The organism is Streptomyces sp. NPDC031340 (assembly GCF_055569945.1).
On sequence record NZ_JBVIIE010000024.1, the window covers coordinates 23052 to 47173 of the forward strand.

Consider the following 24122-nt stretch of genomic DNA (forward strand, 5'->3'; position numbering starts at 1 on the left):
ATCTGGACACGTGACTTCCGCTCCCGCCAAGCCCCGCATCCCCAACGTCCTCGCCGGACGCTACGCCTCCGCCGAGCTCGCCACGCTCTGGTCCCCCGAGCAGAAGGTGAAGCTGGAGCGGCAGCTCTGGCTCGCCGTGCTGCGGGCCCAGAAGGACCTCGGGATCGAGGTGCCGGACGCGGCGATCGCCGACTACGAGCGCGTCCTGGACACCGTCGACCTGGCCTCCATCGCCGAGCGCGAGAAGGTCACGCGGCACGACGTGAAGGCCCGCATCGAGGAGTTCAACGACCTCGCCGGGCACGAGCACGTACACAAGGGCATGACCTCCCGCGACCTCACCGAGAACGTCGAGCAGCTCCAGATCCGGCTGTCCCTGGAGCTGATGCGCGACCGCACGGTGGCCGTCCTGGCCCGCCTGGGCAAGCTGGCCGGCGAGTACGGCGAGCTGGTCATGGCCGGGCGCTCGCACAACGTCGCCGCGCAGGCCACCACCCTCGGCAAGCGTTTCGCGACCGCCGCCGACGAGCTGCTGGTGGCCCACGGCCGGGTGGAGGAGCTGCTGGTCCGGTACCCGCTGCGCGGCATCAAGGGCCCGGTCGGCACGGCGCAGGACATGCTGGACCTGCTGGGCGGGGATGTCGCGAAGCTCGCCGAGCTGGAGCAGCGGATCGCCGGCCACCTGGGCTTCTCGCAGGCGTTCACCTCGGTCGGCCAGGTCTACCCGCGCTCGCTGGACTACGAGGTCGTCACCGCGCTGGTGCAGCTGGCCGCGGCCCCGTCGTCGCTGGCGAAGACGATCCGGCTGATGGCCGGGCACGAGCTGGTGACCGAGGGCTTCAAGCCGGGCCAGGTCGGCTCCTCGGCGATGCCGCACAAGATGAACACCCGGTCCTGCGAGCGCGTCAACGGCCTCATGGTGATCCTGCGGGGCTACGCCTCGATGACCGGCGAGCTGGCCGGCGACCAGTGGAACGAGGGTGACGTGTCCTGCTCGGTGGTGCGCCGGGTCGCGCTGCCGGACGCGTTCTTCGCCCTCGACGGCCTGCTGGAGACGTTCCTGACGGTGCTCGACGAGTTCGGCGCCTTCCCCGCCGTCGTGGCCCGTGAGCTGGACCGCTACCTGCCGTTCCTCGCCACCACCAAGGTGCTGATGGGCGCGGTGCGCGCGGGCGTCGGCCGGGAGGTCGCGCACGAGGCCATCAAGGAGCACGCCGTCGCCTCCGCGCTGGCGATGCGGGAGCAGGGCGCCGAGCGCAACGAACTGCTCGACAAACTCGCCGCCGACGAGCGCATCCCGCTGGACCGCGCCCGGCTGGACGCGCTGATGGCCGACAAGCTGTCCTTCACCGGCGCCGCCGCCGGCCAGGTCGCCGTCGTCGTCGGCCGCGTCGAGGAGATCGTCAAGCAGCGTCCGGAGGCCGCGGGCTACACGCCGGGAGCGATCCTCTGACCCGGTTCACCCCGGCACAGCTCGAGGCCGCCCGCGACCGCGTCATACCGGACGTGGTCGCGGACGGCCTCAAGGTGCTGTTCTGCGGCATCAACCCCGGTCTGATGTCGGCGGCCACGGGTCATCACTTCGCCCGCCCCGGCAACCGCTTCTGGCCGGTGCTGCACCTGTCGGGGTTCACGCCCCGGCTGCTGAAGCCGTCGGAGCAGCGGGAGTTGCTGTCGTACGGGCTCGGCATCACGAACGTGGCGGAGCGGGCGACCGCGCGGGCCGACGAGCTGGACGCGGAGGAGTACCGCGAGGGCGGGCGGCGGCTGGCGCTGAAGGTGGCCCGTCACAAGCCCCGGTGGCTGGCGGTGGTCGGCGTCACCGCGTACCGGGCGGCCTTCGACGACCGCAAGGCCCGGGTGGGCCCGCAGGAGCGGGTGATCGGGGAGTCGCGCGTGTGGGTGCTGCCGAATCCGAGCGGGCTGAACGCGCACTGGACGGCGCAGACGATGGCGCAGGAGTTCGCACGGCTGCGGGCGGCGGCGGAGGCCTCCTGACCGGTCGTCACATCGTCACGACGTCACGTCTTCGCGTCCTCACGGTGGATCGGTCTCCGTGACCACCGCGAGCAGCTGGAACGGCAGCTCCTTGTCCCACTGGGACACGCCGAGAGCGAGCCAGCGGCTCGTGCCGGGTATCTTCCACAGGTGTATGTCCGGCACGTGGGCGCTCAGCGTGGCCCAGGGTTCGGCCGTGTCCTGCCCGTCCTGGGACCGCAGGAAGGTGCTCGCCAGGCTGACGGCGTGCGGCTGCCCCCAGCGCCCGGCCAGCCGCTCGCTCAGACCGTCCCTGTCGGCTTCGTACTGGGTCTGCGTCTCCTCCCACCGCGTCCCGTCGTCCTCCCAGAAACCGTCGCTGGTCAGTAACTCGGCCACGAGGTAGCCGGGTCCCCCGCTGCCCACGTCGGTCCTGCCGTGCGCCGCGGGGAACTCCCGGACGCACAGCACGTCGATCGTGGCGAGGCACCGCGCGATGTCCATGGCCTCCAGTAAACCCGCCGCCACTGACAATTGGCGGGGCGTCAAGCGCGGCCACCGTCGCACGCGGCCGCCGTCGCACGCGGCCACCGTCACACGCGGCCACCGTCGCACGCGGCCGCCGTCAAGCACGGCCCGGGGTCAGGCATCCCGGCGGTTCAGCCGCCACCCTCCGGTCAGCAGCGCGGCCGACGCCCACAGCGCGGTCACCGCCAGTCCGCTCCACGGTCCCAGCGCACCGTCCCACGTCTCGTGCAGCACCACCTGGCCCGCCTTGTCCGGCAGGACGTCCGCCGCGGAGCCGGAGACGTCCCCGACCACGAACGAGACGACGAGCAGGAACGGGATCAGGACGCTCAACGTGGCGACGCCGCTGCGCAACAGGGCGGTGAGACCGGCCGCGAGCAGGGCCATCAGCGTCAGGTAGACCGCGCAGCCGACGACACCACGCGCCTCCTCGGTCCAGGTCAGCCCGTCCGCCCGGGTGCCGAGCACCGTCCTGCCGACGGTCAGGGTCGTCCCGCCCGTCGCCAGCCCCACGGCCAGCACGGGTGCGGCGATCGCCACCGCCTTGGCCGCGAACCACCGGCCGCGCCGCGGCACCGCGGCCAGGGTCGTGCGCAGGGCGCCGCCCCGGAACTCGCCGGCCACCGCCGTCGCGCCGAAGGCGATCGCCGCGATCTGGCCGAAGCTGACGCCGAAGAACACCGGGAAGAGCGCGTCGGTGTCCGCCGCGTCGCTGTCGGCGCCCGCGAGAGCGGAGAACGCCACGGTGGCGAGCGGGATCGCGCACAGCGTGCCGACCAGCGACCGCAGGGTGCGGATCTTGAGCCACTCCGAACGGAGCACGGGCGTGAATTCCATGGTCAGGCCTCCTGGGGGTGTGCGGTCGGTCGCGTGGTGAACTCGGCTTCGCGCGCGGTGAGATCGAGGTAGGCCTCCTCCAGGGTGGCCTCCTCGGCGGCGAGTTCCAGGATCGGGACACCCGCGGCGGACGTCAGGCGCCCGATGTCCTCCACGCGTGCGTGGTCCACGGTCCAGAGCCCGTCGTGGTGCTCGACGGCGTCGTGACCGTGGCGCGCGAGGACGTCCTTCAGCGCCGCGGCGTCGGTGGTGCGGATCCGCACCCGGGGCCGCACGCGTGCGCGGATGAGGTCACGGACCGGGGTGTCGGCCAGCAGACGGCCCCGCCCGAGGACGACGAGGTGGTCGGCGAAGGACGCGGTCTCGTTCATCAGGTGGCTGGAGACCAGCACCGTGCGTCCCTCCGCCGCGAGCCGGCGCAGCAGCTCGCGCATCCAGATGATGCCCTCGGGGTCGAGCCCGTTGGACGGCTCGTCGAGCATGACGACGCCGGGGTCGCCGAGCAGTGAGGCGGCGATGCCCAGCCGCTGGCGCATGCCCAGGGAGTACGTCCGCACCCGGTGCCGCGCGACCGGCGCGAGGCCGGTCTCCTCCAGTGCCTCCTCGACCCGGCGGCGCGGGATGCGGTTGCTCGCGGCCAGTACCCGCAGGTGGTCGCGGCCGGTCCGGGAGCCGTGCGCGGCCTGCGCCTCGAGGAGGGCGCCGACGTGCCGCAGCGGTTCGCGCAGCGCCGGGTAGGGGCGGCCGCCGATGGCCGCGGTCCCGGAGGTGGGCCGGTCGAGGCCGAGCACGAGCCGCATGGTGGTCGACTTTCCGGCGCCATTGGGGCCGAGGAAGCCGGTGACCCGGCCGGGACGGACGCTGAAGGTGAGGTCGTCCACGGCTTTCCGGGCGCCGTACTTCTTGGTGAGGTTCCGCACGTCGATGCTGGTCATGGCAGCAGCGTGACGGGCCGAGCGCACCGCCCGCCTCCCCTTGCGGTGGGGTCCGTCTCCCCCGGGCGGGGGAGGACGGTTGTCGGTGCGGGCTGCCACGATGACGTGATGGACCGCATGCTGCGCCCGTTCGGCCGGGCGGTGACGTACACACGGTGGCTGCATCTGTTCATGGCCGTCGTGTGGCCGGCCATGTGGTGGTACGTCTTCGACCGGCCGGGGGCCTGGTTCACCGCGGCCGCGCTGCTCGCCTGCGCGGGAGCCGTCCCCGCGATGCGGACCGTGGAGGGCCTGCAGGCCAGGCTGTTGCTGCTCGGTCAGCGGCACGACGGCGGGCAGGCGGACATCGTCATCGCGCCGTCCGCAACGTGGGCGGACCGCGGGCGGACCGTGCTGTGGCTGGAGACCCGGCTGCTGGTGGGCTGCCCCGTCGCCTTCCTCACCGTCCAACTGCCGATGCTCGCCGTCGACCTGGTGCGCACGGCGCGCGGAGGCGGGCCGGACGAGGCCACGTTCCTGCACGTACCGGGCCACCACTGGTGGTACGCGCTGCTGGCGCCGCTGCCGCTGGTCCTGCTGGCCGCGATCGTGGCCGGCTCCGGAAGCCTGGTCACCGCCGTCGCGCGCCGTCTGCTGGGCCCCTCCCCCGCCGAACGGCTCGCGGCCCTGGAGGAGCGCACCGAGCGACTGCTGGAACGCACGCGTATCGCCCGCGAGTTGCACGACTCCATCGGTCACGCCCTGACGGTCTGCGTCGTCCAGGCGGGTGCCGCGCGCGCGTCCGGCGACCCGGCGTTCACCGGCCGGGCCCTGGCGGCCGTCGAGGAGACGGGCCGGGCCGCCCTGGAGGACCTGGAACGCGTGCTCGGCGTCCTGCGCGAGTCCGAACGGCCGGTGAGCGCCCGGCCGACGCTCGCGGAGGCCGACCGCCTGCTGGAGTCGGCCCGTGCCTCGGGCGCGAAGGTCGACGCGGAGCTGTCGGGTCCGCTGGAGAGGGTTCCCGGACCGCTCTCCCGCGAGGGCTACCGCATCCTGCAGGAGGCGCTCACCAATGTGCTGCGGCACGCGGGCGCCGTCCCCGTGCTGGTGCGTGTCGACGTCACCGACGGCCTGCTCGCACTGGAGGTCCGCAACGCGCTGACCGCCGACGTGCCGGGACCCGGCCGCGGCAGCGGGCTGCGCGGCATACGCGAGCGCGCGGCCCTGCTCGGCGGCCGGGCGTGGACCGGCCCCGACGAGGGCGACTGGCAGGTGCGCGTGGAGCTGCCGCTGGACTGATCTACGCTGGCCGGATGCCGGTCACCGTTCTCCTCGTCGACGACGAACCGCTGGTACGGGCCGGTCTGCGGGCCGTGCTGGAGGCGCAGCCGGACATCGAGGTGGTCGGGGAGGCCGCCGACGGGGCGGCGGTGATCCCGCTGGTGCGGCGGCTGCGCCCGGACGTGGTCGCCATGGATGTGCGGATGCCGCTCCTGGACGGCATCGAGGCCACCCGCGCGGTGCTGCGGACCGTGGACGCGCCGCCGAAGATCCTCGTGGTGACGACGTTCGAGAACGACGAGTACGTCTACGAGGCGCTGCGGGCCGGCGCCGACGGTTTCCTGCTGAAGCGGGCCCGGCCGGCCGAGATCGTGCACGCGGTGCGGCTGGTCGCCGAGGGCGAGTCGCTGCTGTTCCCGGCGTCGGTGCGGCGGCTGGCCGCGGACCACGGCGACGCAGGCGGGAACCGGGCGGCCCGGGCCGTGCTAAACCGGGCAGGGCTGACCGAACGGGAGGCCGAGGTGCTGCGGCTGATGACCCGCGGCCTGTCGAACGCGGAGATCGCGGCCAGGCTGGTCGTCGGGACGGAGACGGTGAAGTCGCATGTGAGCGCCGTGCTGGCGAAGCTGGGGGCGCGGGACCGCACGCAGGCCGTCATCGTCGCGTACGAGTCGGGGTTCGTGGCGCCGGGCTGATCCGGCCGGTGCGGGCGGGCCCGGCGCTCGGATTGCCGTCCCCTGCGGGGGCGCGGCTCGCCGGGGCCCGGCCTGCCGAGTACCATCCGCCCAACACGCGCACGAGCTGGGAGGACGGACGTTGGGGCGGCTGACCGGCGGGGATCCCTCGCTGCTGCGGAGGATCAACTCCGCGGTGGTGCTGCACGCGCTGCGTGCCGCGGACTGCGCGACGCTGACGGAGATCACCCGGGTGACCGGACTGTCCCGGCCCACCGTCGAGGGCGTCGTAGAGGGGCTCGTGGAGGCGGGGTACGTCGTCGAGAAGGCCGCCGACGAGGGCGTGGCCCGGCGTCAGGGGCGGCCGGCGCGCAGGTACCGGTTCCGGGCCGAGGCGGGTCATCTGCTGGGGCTGGAGATCGGTCCGCACCGGGTGGCCGCGCTGCTGGCCGACCTGCACGGCCGGGTGATCGGGGCGCAGGCGAAGGACGTCGAGGAGACCGCGCCGGCCGACGAGCGCCTGGAACGGCTGCGCACCGCGGTCGCCGAGCTGCTGCGCCGGGCCGGGGTGCCGCGCGATTCGCTGCGGGCGGTGGGCGTCGCGACACCCGGGATCGTCGAGGCCGGCGGCATCGTACGGCTGGGCACGGCGCTGCCCGGGTGGACGGGACTGAAGCTGGGCGAGCGGCTGAGCCGTTCCTTCAAGTGCCCGGTGCTGGTGGAGAACGACGCGAACGCGGCGGCCGTCGCCGAGCACTGGAAGGGCGCCGCCACCGAGTCCGACGACGTGGTGTTCGTGCTGGCGGGGCTGAGCCCGGGGGCGGGTTCGCTGATCGGCGGCCGGCTGCACCGCGGGTACGGCGGCGCGGCCGGGGAGATCGGCGCGCTGCACCTGCTCGGGCGGGAGGCGACCCCGGAGGCGCTGCTGTCCACGACGGACGAGCCGCTGCACCCGCTGGACGAGCAGGCGGTCGCCGGGGTGTTCGCGCGGGCCCGCGAGGGCGACCGGCGGGCCCGCGCGGCCGTCGACCGGTTCATCCAGCGGCTCGTGCACGACGTGGCCGCGCTCGTGCTGGCCCTCGACCCCGAACTCGTGGTGGTCGGCGGCTGGGCGGCCGGCCTGGACGGCGTACTGGAGCCGCTGCGCGGCGAGTTGGCGCGCTACTGCCTGCGCCCGCCGAAGGTCGCCCTGTCCCTGCTGGGTGAGGCGGCGGTGGCGATGGGCGCGCTGCGGCTCGCCCTGGACCACGTGGAGGAGGAACTGTTCGCGGTCGAGGGCACGGTCACCGCCCGGCGCTGAACCGCGTCGCGCCCCTCGGCGGTCGTGGGGTGCGACGCGGCTGAGGGGTGTTCAGGAGGCCTCTCGCTCCGGGCTCTGGTGGATCTCCACACCGCCCGAGTCGCCGAAGGTCAGCCGGCAGGTGTCCGCGCGGTAGGTGGCGACGGACAGCGCCGCGCTGCGGCCGCCGGAGAGGTACCGGGTGGTGACGACGAGGACGGGCGCCCCCGGCAGCCGGTCCAGTTCCTTGGCGTCCTCCGCGCGGGCGGAGCCGAGCTCCACCGAGCTGTCGCGGCCCTCCAGCTCCAGCCGGTGCAGCTCGCGCAGCACGGCCCGCACGCGCGCGGGCCCGGACGGGGCGTCTATGGCGGACAGGTCGGGCACTGACGCGGCCGGGATGTGGAGCAGTTCCGCCGCGACGGACTGCCCGTGCGAGACGCGCGTACGGCGCACCGTGTGCACGGGCTCGTCGGGCGCGGTGCCGAGCGCGGCGGCGACTGCCGCGGGCGGGACCGCCAGGACGCAGTCGACGGCCTGCCAGACGTCGCCGGGGGCGCCGGGCCAGGCGTGCTGCCCGGTGCCGACGGCCACGCCCACGCGCGGCGGCGCGACGGTCGTCCCGACGCCGCGGCGGCGCTGCAGCCGGCCTTCCAGTTCGAGCTGTTCGAGGGCTTGCCGGAGGGTTGCGCGGGCGACGCCGAAGCGGGCGGCCAGGTCGCGCTCGTTGGGCAGGATCTCCCCCACGGAGAACTCGGAGTCCAGTGCCTCGGTCAGCACGGTCTTCAGGTGCCAGTACTTCGGTTCCGGCACCGTTTCCAGCTGCGTGGTCCCCACCCTGTCCTCCGCATCCGCCGTGGCCCCCCGCGGCGTTTAAGCGCCCTTGTTTATTAAAGGTTGTTGCACTTGTCTGCGACCATAGGACGGCCCCCACCCTTGGTCAAGACCAATCCTGCGTCGCACGGGTGACGCCGAGAGCCCCAGTCGGGGAACGGGGGCTCTCGGCGTGATGTCGCTCCGGCTACTGCCCGACGGCGTCCAGCGCCCGCAGCTTGTCGGGGTTGCGGATGATGTACACCGCCTGGACGCGTCCTTCGAGGACGTCGATCTGGAAGACGCTGTCGGGCTTGCCCGCGGACAGCAGCAGGACGGCGGGGCCGCCGTTGACCTCCAGGAAGCGGTAGGACAGGTCGGGGACGCCCTTGCGCGCCGCGCCGACGAGGAAGCGGCCCACATGGTCGGCCGTCTCCAGCACACGCAGCGGCGCCTTGGACTTGCCGCCGCTGTCGCCGACGAGCCGCACGTCCGGCGCGAGCAGCGACATGAGTCCCGCCAGGTCGCCCTCGGCCGCGGCGGCGAGGAAGCGTTCGGTGAGCTCGCGGCGCTGGGCGTCGTCGACCTCGTAGCGCGGCCGCCGCTCGTCGACGTGCTTGCGGGCCCGTCCGGCGAGCTGGCGCACCGCCGACTCGCCGCGGTCGAGCATGGCCGCGATCTCCGCGTAGGGGTAGGCGAAGGCCTCCCTGAGGACGAACACCGCACGCTCCAGCGGCGACAGGGACTCCAGGACGACCAGGAGGGCCAGCGAGACGGAGTCGGCGAGCACGGCCCGCTCGGCGGCGTCGGGGACGGTGTCCCCGAAGTCGGTGACGTACGGCTCCGGCAGCCACGGTCCGACGTACGTCTCGCCCCGCGCCTTGACCTGGCGCAGCCGGTCGATGGCGAGGCGGGTGGTGACGCGCACCAGGTAGCCGCGGGGCTCGCGCACCTCGCCCCGGTCGGCGCGGGACCAGCGCAGCCAGGCCTCCTGGACCACGTCCTCCGCGTCGGTCACCCGTCCGAGCATGCGGTAGGCGACCCCCAGCAGGACGGGGCGGTGCTCTTCGAAGACTTCGGTGTCGGTGTCGGTGTCGGTCGTCACCGTCCCATCCCATGCGACACATCCGGTCGTGTCCAGAAGAAATCGCGGGGCGTGAGCAGAATGACCACGGAGCAGACGGACCATCACCCGGCCATCACCACTCGGGGGCTACCTGTCGGTAGCAATTGCTGACAAGCTGTCTCACGACGTCCGCCGACACGACCCGGGCAGTACGCCCCGGACGGCATGGCCCGGACAGCACGGCCCAACAGCACGGCTCAGACAGCACGGCCCAGACAGCGAGTCCCACACGAGGAGCAGCCCCATGTCCGCCACCGTCTCCTTGAAGGTCCCCTCCCCGCGCGGCCCGCAGCCCGTCACCGTCTCCTACGCGCGCGTGGGCAGCGGCGAACCGCTGCTCCTGCTGCACGGCATCGGCCACCACCGGCAGGCCTGGGACCCGGTGGTGGACATCCTCGCGGCCGAGCGGGACGTGATCGCCGTCGACCTGCCCGGCTTCGGCGCGTCGCCGGGCCTGCCGGACGGGCTCGCCTACGACCTGCCCACGACGACGGCCGTGTTCGCCGCGTTCTGCGAGGCACTGGAACTGGACCGGCCGCACGCGGCGGGCAACTCGCTCGGCGGTCTGCTCGCGCTGGAACTGGGCCGGGAGCGGCTCGTACGGTCCGTCACCGCCCTGTCCCCGGCCGGGTTCTGGTCGGAGGCCGAGCGGCGGTACGCCTTCACGGTGCTGCTCGCGATGCGGCGGATCTCGCAGCGGCTGCCGCTGCCGCTGGTCGAGCGTCTGTCCCGCTCGGCGGCCGGCCGGACGATGCTCACCAGCACCATCTACGCCCGTCCGGCCCGGCGGTCGGCCGAGGCCGTGGTCGCCGAAACGCTCGCGCTGGCGGGGGCCACCGGATTCGACGCCACCCTCCTGGCGGGCACCGCCGTCCGGTTCGCCGACGACGTGCCGGGACTCCCGGTCACCGTCGCGTGGGGCACCCGGGACCTGCTGCTGCCGCGCCGTCAGGGGGTGCGCGCGAAGCAGATCATCCCCCGGGCCCGGCTGGTGCGGCTGCCGGGCTGCGGGCACTGCCCGATGAACGACGATCCGGCGCTGGTCGCCCGCGTCATCCTCGACGGCAGCCGCTGAGCCCCGCCGCCGCCTGGTCAGCGCGCCGGACCCGCCAGCGACTCCGGCGCCGGCCAGGGCGCTGCCCGCAGCCCGGACGGCACCGTAGGAGCCCGTCGCGACCAGCGGTCCGGTGCAGGCGGCGGCGACCGGAATCAGCCCGGAGAACAGCGTGGCGCGCTCGGCGCCGAGGCGCCGCACGCCCATGTACCGGCACCCGAACCCGACGACGGTGACGACCGCGGCCTGCCACAGCAGCGCGCCGGTCTCGGTGGCGTCGGGCCGGCGCGGCCACGCCGTGCCGGCCATGACCGGGCCCGCCGCCGCGGCCCCGGCCGCCGCGATGCCGCACACGGTCCGGGCGGCGGCTGGCGGGTGACCGCGAGTCGACCGGTGCGGGAACGGGGCGGGCGAGCGGACCCGCGGACCGGCGCGATCGAGCGCCCGGGGCCGGTTCCCTCGCCGCCGCGGCCGGTTGTTCATCCGCGGTTTCCGTGTGCGCCGCGGCGCCCCAGTAGTTGTGGCATCGCACACTGGCCGGATCTCGTCCCTGGAGGCGCATCCATGTCACACCGTCCGTTCCCCGGCCGCCGCAGCGTCCTGCGCGGCTCCCTCGCCGCTTCGGCGGCCCTGACCCTGCCCACCGCCCTCGGCGCGGCCCCGGCGTTCGCCCTGTCCGGCCGTCCCAGGGCGGGCTGGGGCGTGCAGGCGGGCGACGTGACCTCCGACTCGGGGCTGGTGTGGGTGCGCTCCGACCGCCCCGCCCGCATGATCGTCGAGACCTCCGCGACCGAGTCGTTCCGCAACCCGCGCCGGTGGCAGGGCCCGCTGCTCGGCGAGGGCACGGACTTCACCGGCACGACCCGGCTGCACGGGCTGCCGTCCGGCGAGCAGATCCACTACCGCGTGCTGCTGGCGGACCCGGACGACCCGCGCCGCACCGGCGAGCCGGTGACCGGCACCTTCCGCACGGTGCCGGCACACCGCCGGGACGGCGTGCGCTTCCTGTGGTCGGGCGACCTCGCCGGGCAGGGCTGGGGCATCAACCCCGACTTCGGCGGCTACACGATCTACCGGGCGATGGCCGCGCTCGACCCCGACTTCTTCATCTGCAGCGGCGACAACGTCTACTCCGACGGCCCCATCGCGGCGACGGCCACCCTGCCCGACGGCAGCACCTGGCGGAACGTCACCACCGAGGAGAAGTCCAAGGTCGCCGAGACCCTGGCGGAGTTCCGCGGCAACTTCCGCTACAACCTGCTCGACGACAACCTCAGGCGGTTCAACGCGCAGGTCCCGTCGATCATCCAGTGGGACGACCACGAGGTCCGCAACAACTGGTACCCCGGCGAGGTGATCGCGACCACCGACACCCGGTACACGGAGAAGAGCGTGGACGTGCTCGCGGCCCGGGCGCGTCGCGCGTTCAGCGAGTACTTCCCGCTGTCCACGCTGCGGCCGGGCGCCCGGGAGGGACGCGTGTACCGGGTGCTGCGGCAGGGGCCGCTGCTGGACGTGTTCGTGCTGGACATGCGGACGTACCGCAACGCCAACTCCCCCGACGACCAGACCGTGGACCCGCAGGGCATCCTGGGCGCCGAACAGCTCGCGTGGCTCAAGCGGGAGCTGTCGCGCTCGCGCGCGGTGTGGAAGGTGATCGCCGCCGACATGCCGCTCGGCCTGGTCGTGCCGGACACCACCGAGGGCAAGGCCAACATCGAGGCCGTCGCGCAGGGCGACCCGGGCGCGCCGCTCGGGCGGGAGCTGCAGATCGCCGAGCTGCTCCGGTACATCAAGCACCAGCGGATCACCGGCACGGTGTGGCTGACGGCGGACGTGCATTACACCTCCGCCCAGCACTACCAGCCGTCCCGGGCGGCGTTCACCGACTTCGAGCCGTTCTGGGAGTTCGTCTCCGGTCCGCTGAACGCGGGCGCCTTCCCCGCCAACGCGCTGGACGGCACGTTCGGCCCGGAGCGGGTGTTCGTGAAGGCGCCGACCGCGGCGAACGTCTCCCCGGCCGGCGGCTACCAGTTCTTCGGCGAGGTCGACATCGACGGCGACAGCGGGGAGATGACGGTGCGGCTGCGCGAGCAGGACGGCACCGTGCTGTTCACGAAGGTGCTGCGGCCGGGCCTGGTCGGTCAGTGATCGCGTAGTGACTCCCGTACGCTCTGCGGCAGGCCGCGCACCGGCGTCATCCCCCGGTGCGCGGCCCTGCCGCATATCCCGCAACGCACCCTCCGGCCGGGCGTCCTAGCAGGTCGGACCGATTGTCAGTGGTCGCCTCTACGGTCTTTCCATGACGCGATCTTTGCAGGCCGTGGCCTATCGCCGATCCTCCGTGCTGGAGTCGGCGCCGGGTGGGCGACGGCTGGGACTTGAGACCTCACGGGGTGCGACGCCGGCCGGCGTCACGGACCATCCGCGGTTCTTCGCCGGTTTCCTGACCTCCCCTCAGATGGCCTCCGCGGGGCTGCTGGCGGTGGCGGACGTGGCGGCCGCCCGGTACTACCAGCCGCAGCTGCGGGCCTCGCTCGACCCGGTGGTGACCGGCAACGGCGACCGGCTGCGGTTCGAGTCCTTCTCGGGATGCGGCGGGGTCTACGCCCGCCTGGACGTCCTGGAGGCCGGCCTCGACGGCGGCGAGGTGGGGCACGGCACGACGAACGTGGACGTCAACAACCCCCTGCGCGAGGCGCTCTCCCGGATCGGCACGGACGATCCGCTGCATCTGCGGGTCGGGCCGGACGAGCTGGCCGTGACCACCCTGGACGGTCCGGTCGTGGAGAAGAAGGTGCCGCTGCCCGACCGCTGGCTGCGCGGATTCGCGGAGGCCCAGGTGATCGCCGCCGGCTTCGAGCTGCGGGCCGAGCTGCCGGCCGCGGAGGCCGTCCGCTTCCTGCGCGCCCTGCCCCGCGGGGGAGGACGGGGCGCGTCGGCCGGCCCGCGCTGGGTGGTGCCCGCGGGCCGCGGGCTGCGGCCGACCACGCGGGCGGTGCCGGGCGCGGTGTGCCTGCCCGGTCCGGAGCGGCTGGTGGCGCTCCAGCGCGTGCTGCGCCACGCCACCGCACTGAGGGTGTACGGCCCGGCGGTCGCCGGCGCCGCCGCGACCGCCAGTGCGTGGGAGGCCGTGCTGCCCGGCATGCGGCTCACGCTCACGCTGTCGCCGGACGCCTCGCGCGGGTTCTCCGGTGAGGGCGGTGTCCTGGACGCGCTCGCCGGCGAGGAGGCCGCCGAGGACGCGGAGCTGGTCTCGGTGCTCCTGGCGTGGGAGCCCCGCGTCGACGTCACCGGCCTCGCCGCCGCGTCCGGCCTCACACCCGAGCGGGTCCGGGCCGCCCTGGTCCGCCTGGGCACGTCGGGCCGCGTCGGGTACGACACGGCGGAGGCGGCGTACTTCCACCGCGAACTGCCCTACGAGGCCGAGCGGGTGGAGCGCCACAACCCCAGACTGCGCGCGGCCCGGGCGCTGGTGGCCGCCGGAGCGGTCACCGTCGACGGCGCCCTCGCCACGGTCACGGCGGAGGACGGGCACGTGCACCGGGTGCGCGACGAGGCGGGGGTGCTCAGCTGCACCTGCCTGTGGTGGGCGAGGTACCGGGGCGGGCGCGGGCCGTGCAAGCACGCGCTGGCGGTGCGGATGGTGCGGCGGGGCGCCGCGACAGAGCGGGACACGGCGCGGGTCGGCGGAGGTGTGCGATGAGTGCGCTGCTGGAGGCGGTACGGGCGGGCCGGACCCCGGAGGTGGTGGACCTGCTCGACGAGATGACGGCTGCCGAGCGGCGCGCCGTCTTCCCCGAGTTGAAGGCGCTGCGCAAGGAGCTGAGAAAGGAGCCGTGGAGCAGGGCTTCCCGCCGCGCCCATCCGGCGCTGCAGGCGGCCGGGGCGGCGTGCCAGACCGGCGCGGCGGCCGTGGCCGACTGGATGGCCGGCGCGGACATGCGCTGGTCACAGGCGGCGCCCGCGCTGCTGCTGCGCATCGTCGGCGACCGCGACCCGGCCTGGCTCGCGGATCTGGCGCACCGGCTCGCGCAACGCGCGGACTCCGCGATGGTGCCGTACGAGCTGACGGCGGGCCTGGTGCGGCTCTCGGGCTGTCCGGTGCCGACGACCGATGCCTATGTGCGGGGCTGGATGGTGCACATCTCGGGCACCTGGAAGAGCCATGGGACGGTCGTCGGCCGGCTTCGTGAGGATCCGCATCTTCCCGAGCTGGTGGCCGCGATGTTCGAGACCGCGGACATCGGCGGTCTGCTCGAGTGGCTGCCCGGTGAGGGCCCGCACACCTGGTTCCAGGCGCTGAACGAGCTCACCGCCTCCGGCGACCTCGACCGGAAGGTGGTGGTCGAAGCCTGTGTGGCCCGGCTGCTGAGGGGCGGACCGGCCGCCGATCACCGGGCGTTCCTGAAGCTGTTGAAAGCTCTGGAGCTCACGGACGAGGAGCAGCGGGAGCGGACGGCCGACTGGCTGGCGCTCGCCTCGGACGCCGTCTCGCCGGTGGCCGCGCACGCCCAGTCGGTGCTGGCGTCCTGCGCGCTCGCGGGCGAGCTGACGCGACGCCTGCTCGTGGAGATGTCGGTGGCGGTGCTGTTCCGCACCGAGAAGAAGCTCGTGCGGGCGCAGCTCGTGCTGCTCGGCAAGGTCCTCGCCAAGGACCCGGCCGCCGCCGCGGAGCTGCTGCCGGCCGCCGCCGAGGCCTTCGGGCACCCTGACCCCGAGGTGCAGGAGCGGGCGCTGAAACTGGTCGAACGTCATCTGCGGAAGGCGGATTCCGCGGACGTACGGAAACAACTGGCTGTTGCTGCCGAACAGTTGATTCCCACGCTCCGTGTCCGGGCCGCCCGGGCGCTCGGCATCGAACCGGCGGCCCCCGGTCCGGTGGTCCACGAGGAGGTGCTGCCTCCGGCGCCGGAGCCGCTCCGCCTCGAACCGGCACCGCGGTCGGCGGCGGAGCTCGCCGAGGAGGTGAGCGCGCTGCTGGCGGCGGGCACGGACGTCGCGGTGTTCGAGCGTGCGCTGGACGGCCTGGTGCGGCACGCCCACGACCGCCGCGACGACCTCCTGGAGGCGCTCGCCCCGGTGGCCGTCCACCGCTGGTGGCATCTGGAGGGTGTCCGCCCGGACACCCATTTCGCCCGCAGGCGCAGCCTCCTCGACACCGAGCAAGCCGTCGACCTGCTGCTGGCGACCCTGTTGGGGCGCGTGGACACCAGCACCCTCCTCGCGGCGGTCCAGCAGGGGACCATGACCGACGGCTGCACCCACAGCGCCCTGTGCCGGGCCTTCGACGCACGGCTGTGGGAGCTGGCGTACCGGATCCGCACCGAGCCGCTGCCGTTCCTGCTGTCGACGCCGACGTGGAGCACGGGCCTGCTGGAGCCGGACGAGCTCGTGGACCGGCTCGACGCCTACCGGCGCACGGGCGCGCGGCCTGCGGCGGCGGACTTCGCGCAGGCGCTGCTGCGGGTCCGGCGGTCGGACCGGGCGGCGGCCGCGGCGGCGGCCGGGCGCGCGGCGGCTCTCGGCACGGCGGAGGGCACGCGGCTCGCCCGGTGGCTGAGGTCGGACGGATCCGCCCTGCCGGAGACCCGCAGGCGCGTCGCCGGACCACGCGTCCTGGTCGACGCCGGCGAGTTGCCGGAACTGCGGGAGGACTTCCCCGCGGAGTTCCGCGCCCTCGGCCGGCCGACCGACGCCGTCGCCGACCCCTGGTACTGCCACGCCTGGAACGACTCCATACGCCCGCACTGGCTGGCCCTGCTCCCCGAGCGACGCGAACTGGTGGCGCTGCGGATGCTGCGGGAGCTGTCCGGCGCGGCCGTGAACGACGTCCGGGGCGTCGCCGCCGTCCTGCCCCGGCTCGCCGAGTCCGGCGGCGAGGCGGGCGAGTCGGTGCACCTGTGCCTGGCGTACGGGCTCGGCGCGCGGCATCCGGAGGACCGGCTCGCGGCCGTGGACGCGCTGCTGACGCTGGCGGCGCGCGGGCAGCTCGACGCGGCCCGGCTGGGCGCGGACCTCGGGGAGTTGGCGGGGCTCGGCGCGGTGAAGCCGCTGCGGCTGACGGACGCGGCGCGCACCGCCGCCGCCACGGGGGCGCACGCCACGGTGTGGGAGGTGCTGCGGCACACCCTGCCGGCGCTGCTCGCCGGCCAGGCGGCCGACGGGGCGGGGACGGCGCCCCGCGGGCTCGCGGATCTGCTGGGCGTCGCGGCGGAGTGCGCCGAGCGTTCCGGGGCGCGGGGGCAGCTGCCGCACCTGGAGCGGACGGCGCGGCGGTCCGGCTCGTCCCGGCTGGTGGCGCAGGCCCGGCGGCTGCACAGCGCGCTGACCGCAGGGGAGGCCGCCTGACCTGCCCTGTCGTCCGCACGGCGAGAGAACCGTAAAAGAATCAACAAAAAGGGCATAAGTACGCTTTACCGATCAGTCACAAAGCGTTCGCGATCACGCAACACCGTTCCTTCACAGTGAGTGCATGAGTCGAGAAATGTCGAATGTGACCCGTGCGAAGCACGGACGTCCCGTGCACCACTGGCGGCGGGACGTGGTGGAGCTGGCCGCCCTCTTCACGGCGGTCGCGGTGGCGGACGCCGTGGCGAACCTGGTCGGACACGGGCCGGACGGACCGGCCCTGCTGGTGATCTCGGCGATCGCGCTGGCCGCGACGGCGGGGTTCCACACATGGTGGGCACGCCGCCACGGCCACGCACCGCCGACGAGTGATACCGGGGCCCGGCCGCTGCCGACAGGGCGGCAGACCGGGCAGAGCGGGCAGACGGGGCTGGGCGAACAGTCCGGCCCGTCCGCCACGACGACGCGGACCGCGCCCGTGCAGAGCACGCTGTGGCGGATGCGGACGACGGTCAGGGACGAACCGGGCTCGCTGGCCGCGCTGTGCACCGCGCTGGCCGGGGAGCGGGTGGACATCCTGAGCCTGCAGACGCACCCGCTGGCCGACGGCACGGTGGACGAGTTCCTGCTGCGGGCTCCCAGCGAGCTGGCGGCGTCCGGGCTCACCCGCGTGGTGTCGCTGGCCGGCGGCACCGACACCTGGATCGAGCGGGCCGACGCCCACGATCTGGTGGACGCGCCGACCCGGGTGCTGGGCCTGGCCGCCCGTACCGCGCTGGACGCGGCGGAACTGCCGCTGGCGCTAAGGCAGTTGCTGGGCCGGTGCACCATCCGCCAGCTGCCCGCCTCGCCGTTCGGCGGGGGCCGGGCGCCGCAGGGGGTTCCCGTGGAGGGGGTGCTGGAGGACACCGTGATGCGGCTGCGGGCCCCGGAGGGCGGAGTGATCACCGTGGAACGGCCGTATCTGCCTTTCACCCCGACCGAGTTCGCCCGGGCGCGGGCGCTGGTGGAGCTGGACGCCCGGCTGGGACCGCGCGTGCCGCGCGGTAAGGACGTGCTGACGCTGCCCGAGGGCAACGAGATCACCGTGCGCCGGGCCGACGTCCGTGACATCGATGCCGCGAAGGCGATGCACGAGCGTTGCTCGGCGCGGACGCTCGGCATGCGGTACCACGGGCCGGTCGGTGACGCGGACCGTTACCTCAGCCACCTGCTGAGCCCGCGTTACGGCCGCACGCTCGCCGTGCAGACGGCGTCCGGCCGGGTCGTCGGCCTCGGCCATCTGCTGTGGGACGGCGACGAGACGGAGGTCGCGCTGCTGGTCGAGGACAGCTGGCAGCGGCGCGGCATCGGCGGTGAACTGCTGGGCCGCCTGGTGGCGATGGCGACCGAGGCGGGCTGCGAAAGCGTGTACGCGGTGACGCAGGCGTCCAACACCGGCATGGTCGCCGCCATGCGCGGCCTCGGTCTGCCCCTCGACTACCAGATCGAGGAGGGCACGCTGGTCATCACGGCCCGCCTGGACACGGCCGTGATCGGCTCGGCCCTGCCGCACGAGGTGGCGGAGGGCCGGTCCGGCGGGCGCGGGGCGCGCGACTGAGGCACGGCACCGCACCACGGCGAACGGCCCGGCGCGAAGACGCCGGGCCGTTCGCGTCCTGACGGACGCTCACCCCTTCACGGGCCACCCTTCACGGGTCCCCTCCACGGGCGCACCCGTCAGGGGCGCACCCGTCACAGGCACCCCCGGCTCGGAAGCCCACGTCACGGACGCTCACCCGTGCCGGACGCTCACTCCGTCACCGACGCCCCCGTGCCAGAGGCTCATCCCGTCACGGACGCCCCGCCGTGGACGCCCTGTCGTGGACGCCCTGTCGTGGACGCCCTGTCGTGGACGCCCTGTCGTGGAAGCTCACCCCGTGACGGATGCTTCGCGCAGCGCGCCCGTCTCCGAGGCGGGTGTCCGCTCCCCCAACGCCCGCTCCCCCGGTGCCCGGTCCCCCAGCGCCCGGTCCAGGTCGGCCCACAGGTCCTCGACGTCCTCCAGGCCGACCGACAGCCGCAGCAGCCGGTCGCTCACCCCGGCGCCGCGCCGGTCGTCCGCGTCGACGATGCGGTGGCTGATGGACGCCGGATGCTGGATGAGGGTGTCGACGCTGCCCAGGCTGACCGCCGGGGTGATCAGGCGGACGCCCGCGATCACCTCGTGCGGGTCGCCGGCGACCTCGAAGGCGATCATCGCGCCGCCGATGCGCGGGTAGTGGACGCGGGCGACGCGCGGGTCGGCGGCGAGGCGGCGGGCGAGCTCGGCGGCGTTCGCGGAGGCGGCACGCACCCGGACCGGCAGCGTCGAGAGACCGCGCAGCAGCAGGTAGCCGGCGAGCGGGTGCAGGACGCCGCCGGTGGCGAACCGTACCTGCCGCAGCCGTCCGGCGAACTCCTCGTCGCAGGCCACCACACCGGCCATCACGTCGCCGTGTCCGCCGAGGTACTTGGTGGCGCTGTGCAGCACCAGCCGCGCGCCCTGTTCGGCGGGCCGCTGCAGCACGGGCGTGGCGAAGGTGTTGTCCGCGAGCAGCGGGACCGAGCCGCAGGCGTGGGCGACGGCCCGCAGGTCGACCTCGGCGAGCGTCGGGTTGGCCGGCGACTCGACCATCACCAGTCCGGTGTCCGGGCGCAGCGCGTCCGCGATCCCCGCCGGGTCGGTCCAGGTGACCTCGGAGCCGAGCAGTCCCGCGGTGAGCAGGTGGTCGCTGCAGCCGTACAGCGGACGGACGGCCACCACGTGCCGCAGCCCCAGGGAGGCCCGGACCAGCAGGACGGCGGTCAGCGCGGCCATGCCGCTGGCGAACGCGACCGCCGCCTCGGTGCCCTCCAGCCGGGCCAGGGCGGTCTCGAAGCGGGCGACGGTCGGGTTGCCGAGCCGGCCGTAGACCGGCGGTCCCGCGGGTTCGGCGCCGGTGGCGGCGAAGGCGTCGATGCGGGCGGCCTCGCCCCGGCTGTCGTAGGAGGGGTAGGTGGTCGACAGATCGATGGGCGGGGCGTGCAGTCCCTGCCGGGCGAGGTCGTCGCGGCCGGCGTGGACGGCCTCGGTGGCCAGTGCTCTCGGTGCGGTGGCCGGAGCTCCGGGTGCGGTGCGTGCGTCGTCGTGCGAGGTGTCCGTGCGCGCAGAGTCCATGGGCGCAAGGGTGAACACCGGCCGGGCCTCGGGGCCCGGAACCCGTGTTACGTTCGGCATATGACCGAATCCGTCGCACTAGATCCGGTGGACCTGCATCTGCTGCGGCTGCTGCAGAACGACGCCCGGACCACCTACCGCGACCTCGCCGCGCAGGTCGGGGTCGCGCCGTCGACCTGCCTGGACCGGGTGACCCGGTTGCGCCGGGCGGGGGTGATCCTCGGACATCAGCTGCGGCTCGATCCGGCCAAGCTCGGCCGGGGTCTGGAGGCGCTGCTGTCGGTGCAGGTCCGGCCGCACCGGCGGGAGCTGGTGGGGCCGTTCGTGGACCGGATCCGGGCGCTGCCGGAGTCGCGGACCGTCTTCCATCTGACCGGGCCCGACGACTACCTGGTGCACGTCGCCGTCGCGGACATGGCGGACCTGCAGCGGCTGGTGCTGGACGAGTTCACGGCCCGCCGCGAAGTGGCCCGGGTGGAGACCCGGTTGATCTTCCAGCAGTGGGACTGCGGGCCGCTGCTGCCGCCTACGCCGTCGGCTCAATCCCGGTGACGCGCGGCGGCCCCTCGTACGAGGATGGTCCGCATGTCTCAGACCAACAGCCAGCTGCCCCGTCAGGTCGCCGACGCGTACGTCGACCGACTCATCGCCCTGAATCCGGTCATCGGCACCTACCTCGGTGTGAAGGAGAGCGCCGGCCGTCTGCCCGACCTCTCGCCCGCGGGCCAGGAGGCGCTCGCGCGGCTGAAGCGGGAAACGCTCGCCCGGCTCGACGAGGCGGAGCGCCGGCCCGGCGGGGACAGCGACATCGAGCGCCGTTGCGCGCGGCTGCTGCGCGAGCGGCTCACCGCCTCGCTCGCCATCGACGAGGCGGACGAGGGCCTGCGTGACGTCAGCAACCTCAGCTCGGCCGCCCACGGGGTGCGCCAGGCGTTCACCGTGACGCCCACCGCCACCGAGGAGGACTGGACGGCGGTCGCCGAGCGGCTGCGCGCGGTGCCCGCGGCCCTGGAGGGCTACCGGGAGTCGCTCGCGCTCGGTCTGGAGCGCAAGCTGTACGGCGGTCCGCGCGCGACCAGGACGTTCGTCGGGCAGCTCGGCGAGTGGGCGGACACGGGCGACGGCCGGGGCTGGTTCGAGCACTTCGCGGACGCGGGGCCCGAGGCGCTGCGCGCCGACCTGGACGCGGCGGCCCGCGAGGCCACCCAGGGCGTGGTGGCCCTGCGCGAGTGGATGCGGGACGTGTACGCGCCGGCGGTCGAGGGCGCGCCGGACGTGGTGGGCCGCGAACGGTACGCGCGCTGGGTCCGTTACTACAACGGCACGGACCTCGACCTCGACGAGGCGTACGCGTACGGCTGGTCCGAGTTCCACCGCATCCTCGGCGAGATGCGGACCGAGGCCGAGAAGATCCTGCCCGGCGCCGCCACGCCGTGGGTGGCGCTGGCGCACCTGGACGAACACGGCACCCACATCGAGGGCGTCGACGAGGTGCGGCGCTGGCTGCAGGCCCTGATGGACGAGGCGATCGAGAAGCTGGACGGCACCCACTTCGACCTGGCCGAGCGGGTCCGGCGGGTCGAGTCCCGGATCGCGCCTCCCGGCAGCGCGGCGGCGCCGTACTACACGGCCCCGTCGGACGACTTCTCGCGTCCGGGCTGCACCTGGCTGCCGACGATGGGTCAGACCCGCTTCCCCGTCTACGACCTGGTCTCCACCTGGTACCACGAGGGTGTGCCCGGCCACCACCTCCAGCTGGCGCAGTGGAAGCACGTGGCGGCCGACCTCTCCCGCTACCAGGCCAGCGTGGGCATGGTCAGCGCCAACGCCGAGGGCTGGGCACTGTACGCGGAGCGGCTGATGGACGAGCTGGGCTTCCTCACCGACGCGGAGCGCCGGCTGGGCTACCTGGACGCGCAGATGATGCGGGCCGCGCGGGTCGTCATCGACATCGGCATGCACCTGGAGCTGACCATCCCCGACCACTCCCCCTTCCATCCCGGGGAGCGCTGGACGCCCGCGCTGGCGCAGGAGTTCTTCGGCGCGCACAGCAGCCGCCCGGCGGACTTCGTGGAGAGCGAGCTGACCCGCTACCTGTCCATGCCGGGGCAGGCGATCGGCTACAAGCTGGGCGAGCGCGCCTGGCTGCTGGGCCGGGAGAACGCGCGCGAGCGGCACGGTGACGCGTTCGACCTCAAGGCCTGGCACATGGCGGCGCTGTCGCAGGGCTCGCTGGGCCTGGACGACCTGGTGGACGAGTTGTCCGCGCTCTGACCGGCGTCCACCCGCCGATCAGAACCGGAAGCCGAACCCGGGCTCTCACCCCGGCCCATGGGCCCATAGGCCCGTGAGCCCGTGACCCCGTGAGCCGGTCCGCCTCGTCCGTGGTGAGCCACGCGACGAGGCGGGCCGACGGTCCGGCAGGCCCTGATACTGACGGGGTGCGCGCCCGCGCGCCGTACGCGAGGTCCCGGGTCAGAGGCGGTGCAGCCGGACGAGGCCCAGCCAGGTCTCCGGGCCCGGCTGGACACTGGCCGCGCGCACCGCGTAGCGGCCGGGTTCCAGCGCGACGCGCAGTGCGTCCGTGCGCTCCGTCTCGGTCCCCGGCCAGGCCGAGTCGAACAGCAGGACCGGGCCCGGCACGTCCCAGCGGACCTCGTCCTCCCAGTCGGCGGTGGCGAGCGCTTCGGGCACACCGGCGAGAAGTTCGTCCTCGCTGCCGGCGGCGCACCACCGTACGAAGGCGGCGTGCTGCGGGAGATAGGCGGTCGAGGCCGGTTCGTCGCCGAGGACCAGGGCGGCGCAGTCCCCGACCGGGAGCAGCCCCACGCTGCCGTCGACCTCGCAGGCCCGGTCGTAGTCGGAGGCGGTCTCGTCGCCGTCGGCCCCCGCCCAGAACGGCAGCACCGTCTCCGGTACCGCGATGAGCGGGCCGCCGCCCGACTCCACCCACTCCAGCGCACCGGGATCCGCGTATCGCACCATGGCGCAGAACCTACACGCACGACGGCCCGGTGATCCCAAGATCTCCAGGGTTCCCCGGGACCACTCCGGACCCGGGGTTCCCCGGGCCGCCGACCGGGGTTCGGGAGGGTCGTTCCAGCCGTCCACCACCTGCACCGCTGCCCCCTTCGGAAGCACCGGCCGGCCCGGCCGCCACCACCACGGCGGGCAGCCAGGCCGTCACCCGTACCGCGCCGCCCGCGCCCGTCGGAGCTCAGGACGTCGGCATCATGGCCACGTCTCCGTACACGTCGCCCGGGTCCACCGCCGGGCACGTCAACCCCGGCGGCACCTGCACCTGCGTGGCCGGCAACCTGTGTGAGCCGGCCTGGGACCCGTGGAGCCCGGTGTACTCGATCCGCAACTGCTGACCGGCCGGCGCCGGCCAACCCGCAGGGCCCCCGTGGTGATCACCGCGGGGGTCCTGTGCGTTCCCACCGGAACCGGCGGACCGGAAGCCCCGGGTGAGGTGAGGGCACTGCCGGCCCCGGAGCACCGCGGGTCATCGCCGGCCGGTGACGCCCCGCGCCGCGCGGACGGTCAGCAGCCGCAGTCGTCGGTGTCGGCCGGTGCGGTCAGCGGGTCGGCGGGGCGGCGTTCGCGGCCCCGCCAGGTCTCGTACTCGAAGCCCTCGCGTGCCCAGTACTCGAAGCCGCCGAGCATCTCCTTGACCTGGTAGCCCAGTTCGGCGAGGGCGAGGGCCGCCCGGGTGGCGCCGTTGCAGCCGGGGCCCCAGCAGTACGTGACGACCGGCACGGACCTGTCGAGGAGTCCCTCGGCCTGTTCGGGGATGAGCGCGGTCGGCAGGTGGACCGCGCCCGGGACGTGCCCCTGGTCCCAGGACTCGGTGGAGCGGGAGTCCACGACGACGAACCCGGCGTCGCCGCCCGCGGCCAGCGCGGCGGCGAGCGCGGCGGCGACGTCGGAGGCGTCCGCGTGGAAGGCGAGGCTCGCGCGGAAGTGGGCGGCGGCCGCGGCGGGAGCCGCCGGGGGGACGCGCAGGACCGTATTGACGGCGGTGGCGGTGGCGGTGGCGGTGGCGGCTGAGGTCGTGGTCATGGGCAGAAAACTACGGGCGCCGATCGGCGTCCTGAACTGACGATCCCCGGC

The 24122-nt window shown here is 74.2% G+C and carries 22 protein-coding genes; 14 read left to right on the plus strand and 8 right to left on the minus strand.

The window, feature by feature from the left end:
• Positions 1–10 precede the first annotated feature (10 nt).
• Both purB and mug read left to right on the plus strand, forming a co-directional pair.
• The gene (gene purB, locus ACZ5GT_RS20025; protein WP_469025903.1) at positions 11–1453 is read left to right on the plus strand and encodes an adenylosuccinate lyase; all 1443 of its coding nucleotides are present in this window, start codon (positions 11–13) and stop codon (positions 1451–1453) included.
• 44 nt (positions 1454–1497) lie between these two features.
• Positions 1498–1998: a G/U mismatch-specific DNA glycosylase gene (mug, locus tag ACZ5GT_RS20030; protein ID WP_469026380.1), complete on the plus strand. Its 501-nt coding sequence runs from the start codon at positions 1498–1500 to the stop codon at positions 1996–1998.
• Between the two features lie 39 nt (positions 1999–2037).
• Here the strand turns inward: mug and ACZ5GT_RS20035 are convergent, their stop codons facing one another.
• The 3 genes from ACZ5GT_RS20035 to ACZ5GT_RS20045 all read right to left on the minus strand — a co-directional run bounded on the left by ACZ5GT_RS20035 (position 2038) and on the right by ACZ5GT_RS20045 (position 4277).
• Positions 2038–2481 (minus strand): hypothetical protein, encoded by a 444-nt coding sequence (locus ACZ5GT_RS20035; RefSeq protein WP_469025908.1) that lies wholly within the window; start codon positions 2479–2481, stop codon positions 2038–2040.
• Between the two features lie 138 nt (positions 2482–2619).
• Positions 2620–3342, minus strand: coding sequence for an ABC transporter permease (locus ACZ5GT_RS20040; protein ID WP_469025917.1), 723 nt, complete (start codon positions 3340–3342; stop codon positions 2620–2622).
• A 2-nt stretch (positions 3343–3344) separates the two neighbouring features.
• Positions 3345–4277 (minus strand): ABC transporter ATP-binding protein, encoded by a 933-nt coding sequence (locus tag ACZ5GT_RS20045; protein ID WP_469025920.1) that lies wholly within the window; start codon positions 4275–4277, stop codon positions 3345–3347.
• 108 nt (positions 4278–4385) lie between these two features.
• On the opposite strand from ACZ5GT_RS20045, the gene ACZ5GT_RS20050 reads away from it, so the two are divergent.
• From ACZ5GT_RS20050 to ACZ5GT_RS20060, 3 genes are all read left to right on the plus strand, one after another.
• Entirely contained in the window at positions 4386–5555 is a 1170-nt protein-coding gene (locus tag ACZ5GT_RS20050; RefSeq protein ID WP_469025923.1) for a sensor histidine kinase, read from the plus strand.
• A 14-nt stretch (positions 5556–5569) separates the two neighbouring features.
• Positions 5570–6232: a response regulator transcription factor gene (locus ACZ5GT_RS20055; RefSeq protein ID WP_469025927.1), complete on the plus strand. Its 663-nt coding sequence runs from the start codon at positions 5570–5572 to the stop codon at positions 6230–6232.
• 121 nt (positions 6233–6353) lie between these two features.
• Complete coding sequence (locus ACZ5GT_RS20060) at positions 6354–7511, plus strand: ROK family transcriptional regulator (RefSeq protein ID WP_469025934.1); 1158 nt, start codon at positions 6354–6356, stop codon at positions 7509–7511.
• A 51-nt stretch (positions 7512–7562) separates the two neighbouring features.
• Here ACZ5GT_RS20060 and ACZ5GT_RS20065 read toward each other — a convergent pair whose 3' ends face one another.
• Both ACZ5GT_RS20065 and ACZ5GT_RS20070 read right to left on the minus strand, forming a co-directional pair.
• Complete coding sequence (locus ACZ5GT_RS20065) at positions 7563–8324, minus strand: GntR family transcriptional regulator (protein WP_469025941.1); 762 nt, start codon at positions 8322–8324, stop codon at positions 7563–7565.
• 184 nt (positions 8325–8508) lie between these two features.
• Positions 8509–9405, minus strand: a complete 897-nt coding sequence (locus ACZ5GT_RS20070; protein WP_469025946.1) for an RNA polymerase sigma-70 factor — start codon at positions 9403–9405, stop codon at positions 8509–8511.
• 265 nt (positions 9406–9670) lie between these two features.
• On the opposite strand from ACZ5GT_RS20070, the gene ACZ5GT_RS20075 reads away from it, so the two are divergent.
• The 6 genes from ACZ5GT_RS20075 to ACZ5GT_RS20100 all read left to right on the plus strand — a co-directional run bounded on the left by ACZ5GT_RS20075 (position 9671) and on the right by ACZ5GT_RS20100 (position 18431).
• On the plus strand, positions 9671–10501 hold the full coding sequence (locus ACZ5GT_RS20075) for an alpha/beta fold hydrolase (RefSeq protein WP_469025950.1): 831 nt from the start codon (positions 9671–9673) through the stop codon (positions 10499–10501).
• 184 nt (positions 10502–10685) lie between these two features.
• Complete coding sequence (locus tag ACZ5GT_RS20080) at positions 10686–10859, plus strand: hypothetical protein (RefSeq protein ID WP_469025953.1); 174 nt, start codon at positions 10686–10688, stop codon at positions 10857–10859.
• Positions 10860–11044: 185 nt separating this feature from the next.
• The gene (locus tag ACZ5GT_RS20085; RefSeq protein WP_469025957.1) at positions 11045–12631 is read left to right on the plus strand and encodes an alkaline phosphatase D family protein; all 1587 of its coding nucleotides are present in this window, start codon (positions 11045–11047) and stop codon (positions 12629–12631) included.
• Between the two features lie 151 nt (positions 12632–12782).
• Positions 12783–14186 carry an SWIM zinc finger family protein gene (locus tag ACZ5GT_RS20090; RefSeq protein WP_469025960.1) on the plus strand — a complete coding sequence of 468 codons (1404 nt, stop codon included), beginning with the start codon at positions 12783–12785 and terminating at the stop codon, positions 14184–14186.
• Positions 14183–16831 (plus strand): DUF7824 domain-containing protein, encoded by a 2649-nt coding sequence (locus tag ACZ5GT_RS20095; RefSeq protein ID WP_469025963.1) that lies wholly within the window; start codon positions 14183–14185, stop codon positions 16829–16831. The genes ACZ5GT_RS20090 and ACZ5GT_RS20095 overlap by 4 nt, the downstream gene beginning before the upstream one ends.
• Before the next feature lie 124 nt (positions 16832–16955).
• A complete protein-coding gene (locus ACZ5GT_RS20100) occupies positions 16956–18431 on the plus strand; it encodes a GNAT family N-acetyltransferase (RefSeq protein WP_469025966.1) in 1476 nt (491 codons plus the stop codon).
• 312 nt (positions 18432–18743) lie between these two features.
• Here the strand turns inward: ACZ5GT_RS20100 and ACZ5GT_RS20105 are convergent, their stop codons facing one another.
• Entirely contained in the window at positions 18744–20009 is a 1266-nt protein-coding gene (locus ACZ5GT_RS20105; protein ID WP_469025972.1) for a trans-sulfuration enzyme family protein, read from the minus strand.
• 60 nt (positions 20010–20069) lie between these two features.
• Here ACZ5GT_RS20105 and ACZ5GT_RS20110 point away from each other — a divergent pair, with 60 nt between their 5' ends.
• Positions 20070–20561, plus strand: coding sequence for an Lrp/AsnC family transcriptional regulator (locus ACZ5GT_RS20110; RefSeq protein WP_398264951.1), 492 nt, complete (start codon positions 20070–20072; stop codon positions 20559–20561).
• Positions 20562–20594: 33 nt separating this feature from the next.
• Entirely contained in the window at positions 20595–22283 is a 1689-nt protein-coding gene (locus ACZ5GT_RS20115; RefSeq protein WP_469025975.1) for a DUF885 domain-containing protein, read from the plus strand.
• Positions 22284–22484: 201 nt separating this feature from the next.
• Here the strand turns inward: ACZ5GT_RS20115 and ACZ5GT_RS20120 are convergent, their stop codons facing one another.
• Complete coding sequence (locus ACZ5GT_RS20120; RefSeq protein WP_469025978.1) at positions 22485–22994, minus strand: immunity 21 family protein; 510 nt, start codon at positions 22992–22994, stop codon at positions 22485–22487.
• A 248-nt stretch (positions 22995–23242) separates the two neighbouring features.
• Between ACZ5GT_RS20120 and ACZ5GT_RS20125 the strand changes: the two genes are divergently transcribed.
• A complete protein-coding gene (locus tag ACZ5GT_RS20125) occupies positions 23243–23383 on the plus strand; it encodes a hypothetical protein (RefSeq protein WP_469025981.1) in 141 nt (46 codons plus the stop codon).
• Positions 23384–23552: 169 nt separating this feature from the next.
• On the opposite strand, the gene ACZ5GT_RS20130 is transcribed toward ACZ5GT_RS20125, so the two are convergent.
• The gene (locus ACZ5GT_RS20130; protein ID WP_469025985.1) at positions 23553–24071 is read right to left on the minus strand and encodes a rhodanese-like domain-containing protein; all 519 of its coding nucleotides are present in this window, start codon (positions 24069–24071) and stop codon (positions 23553–23555) included.
• Positions 24072–24122: the final 51 nt, after the last annotated feature.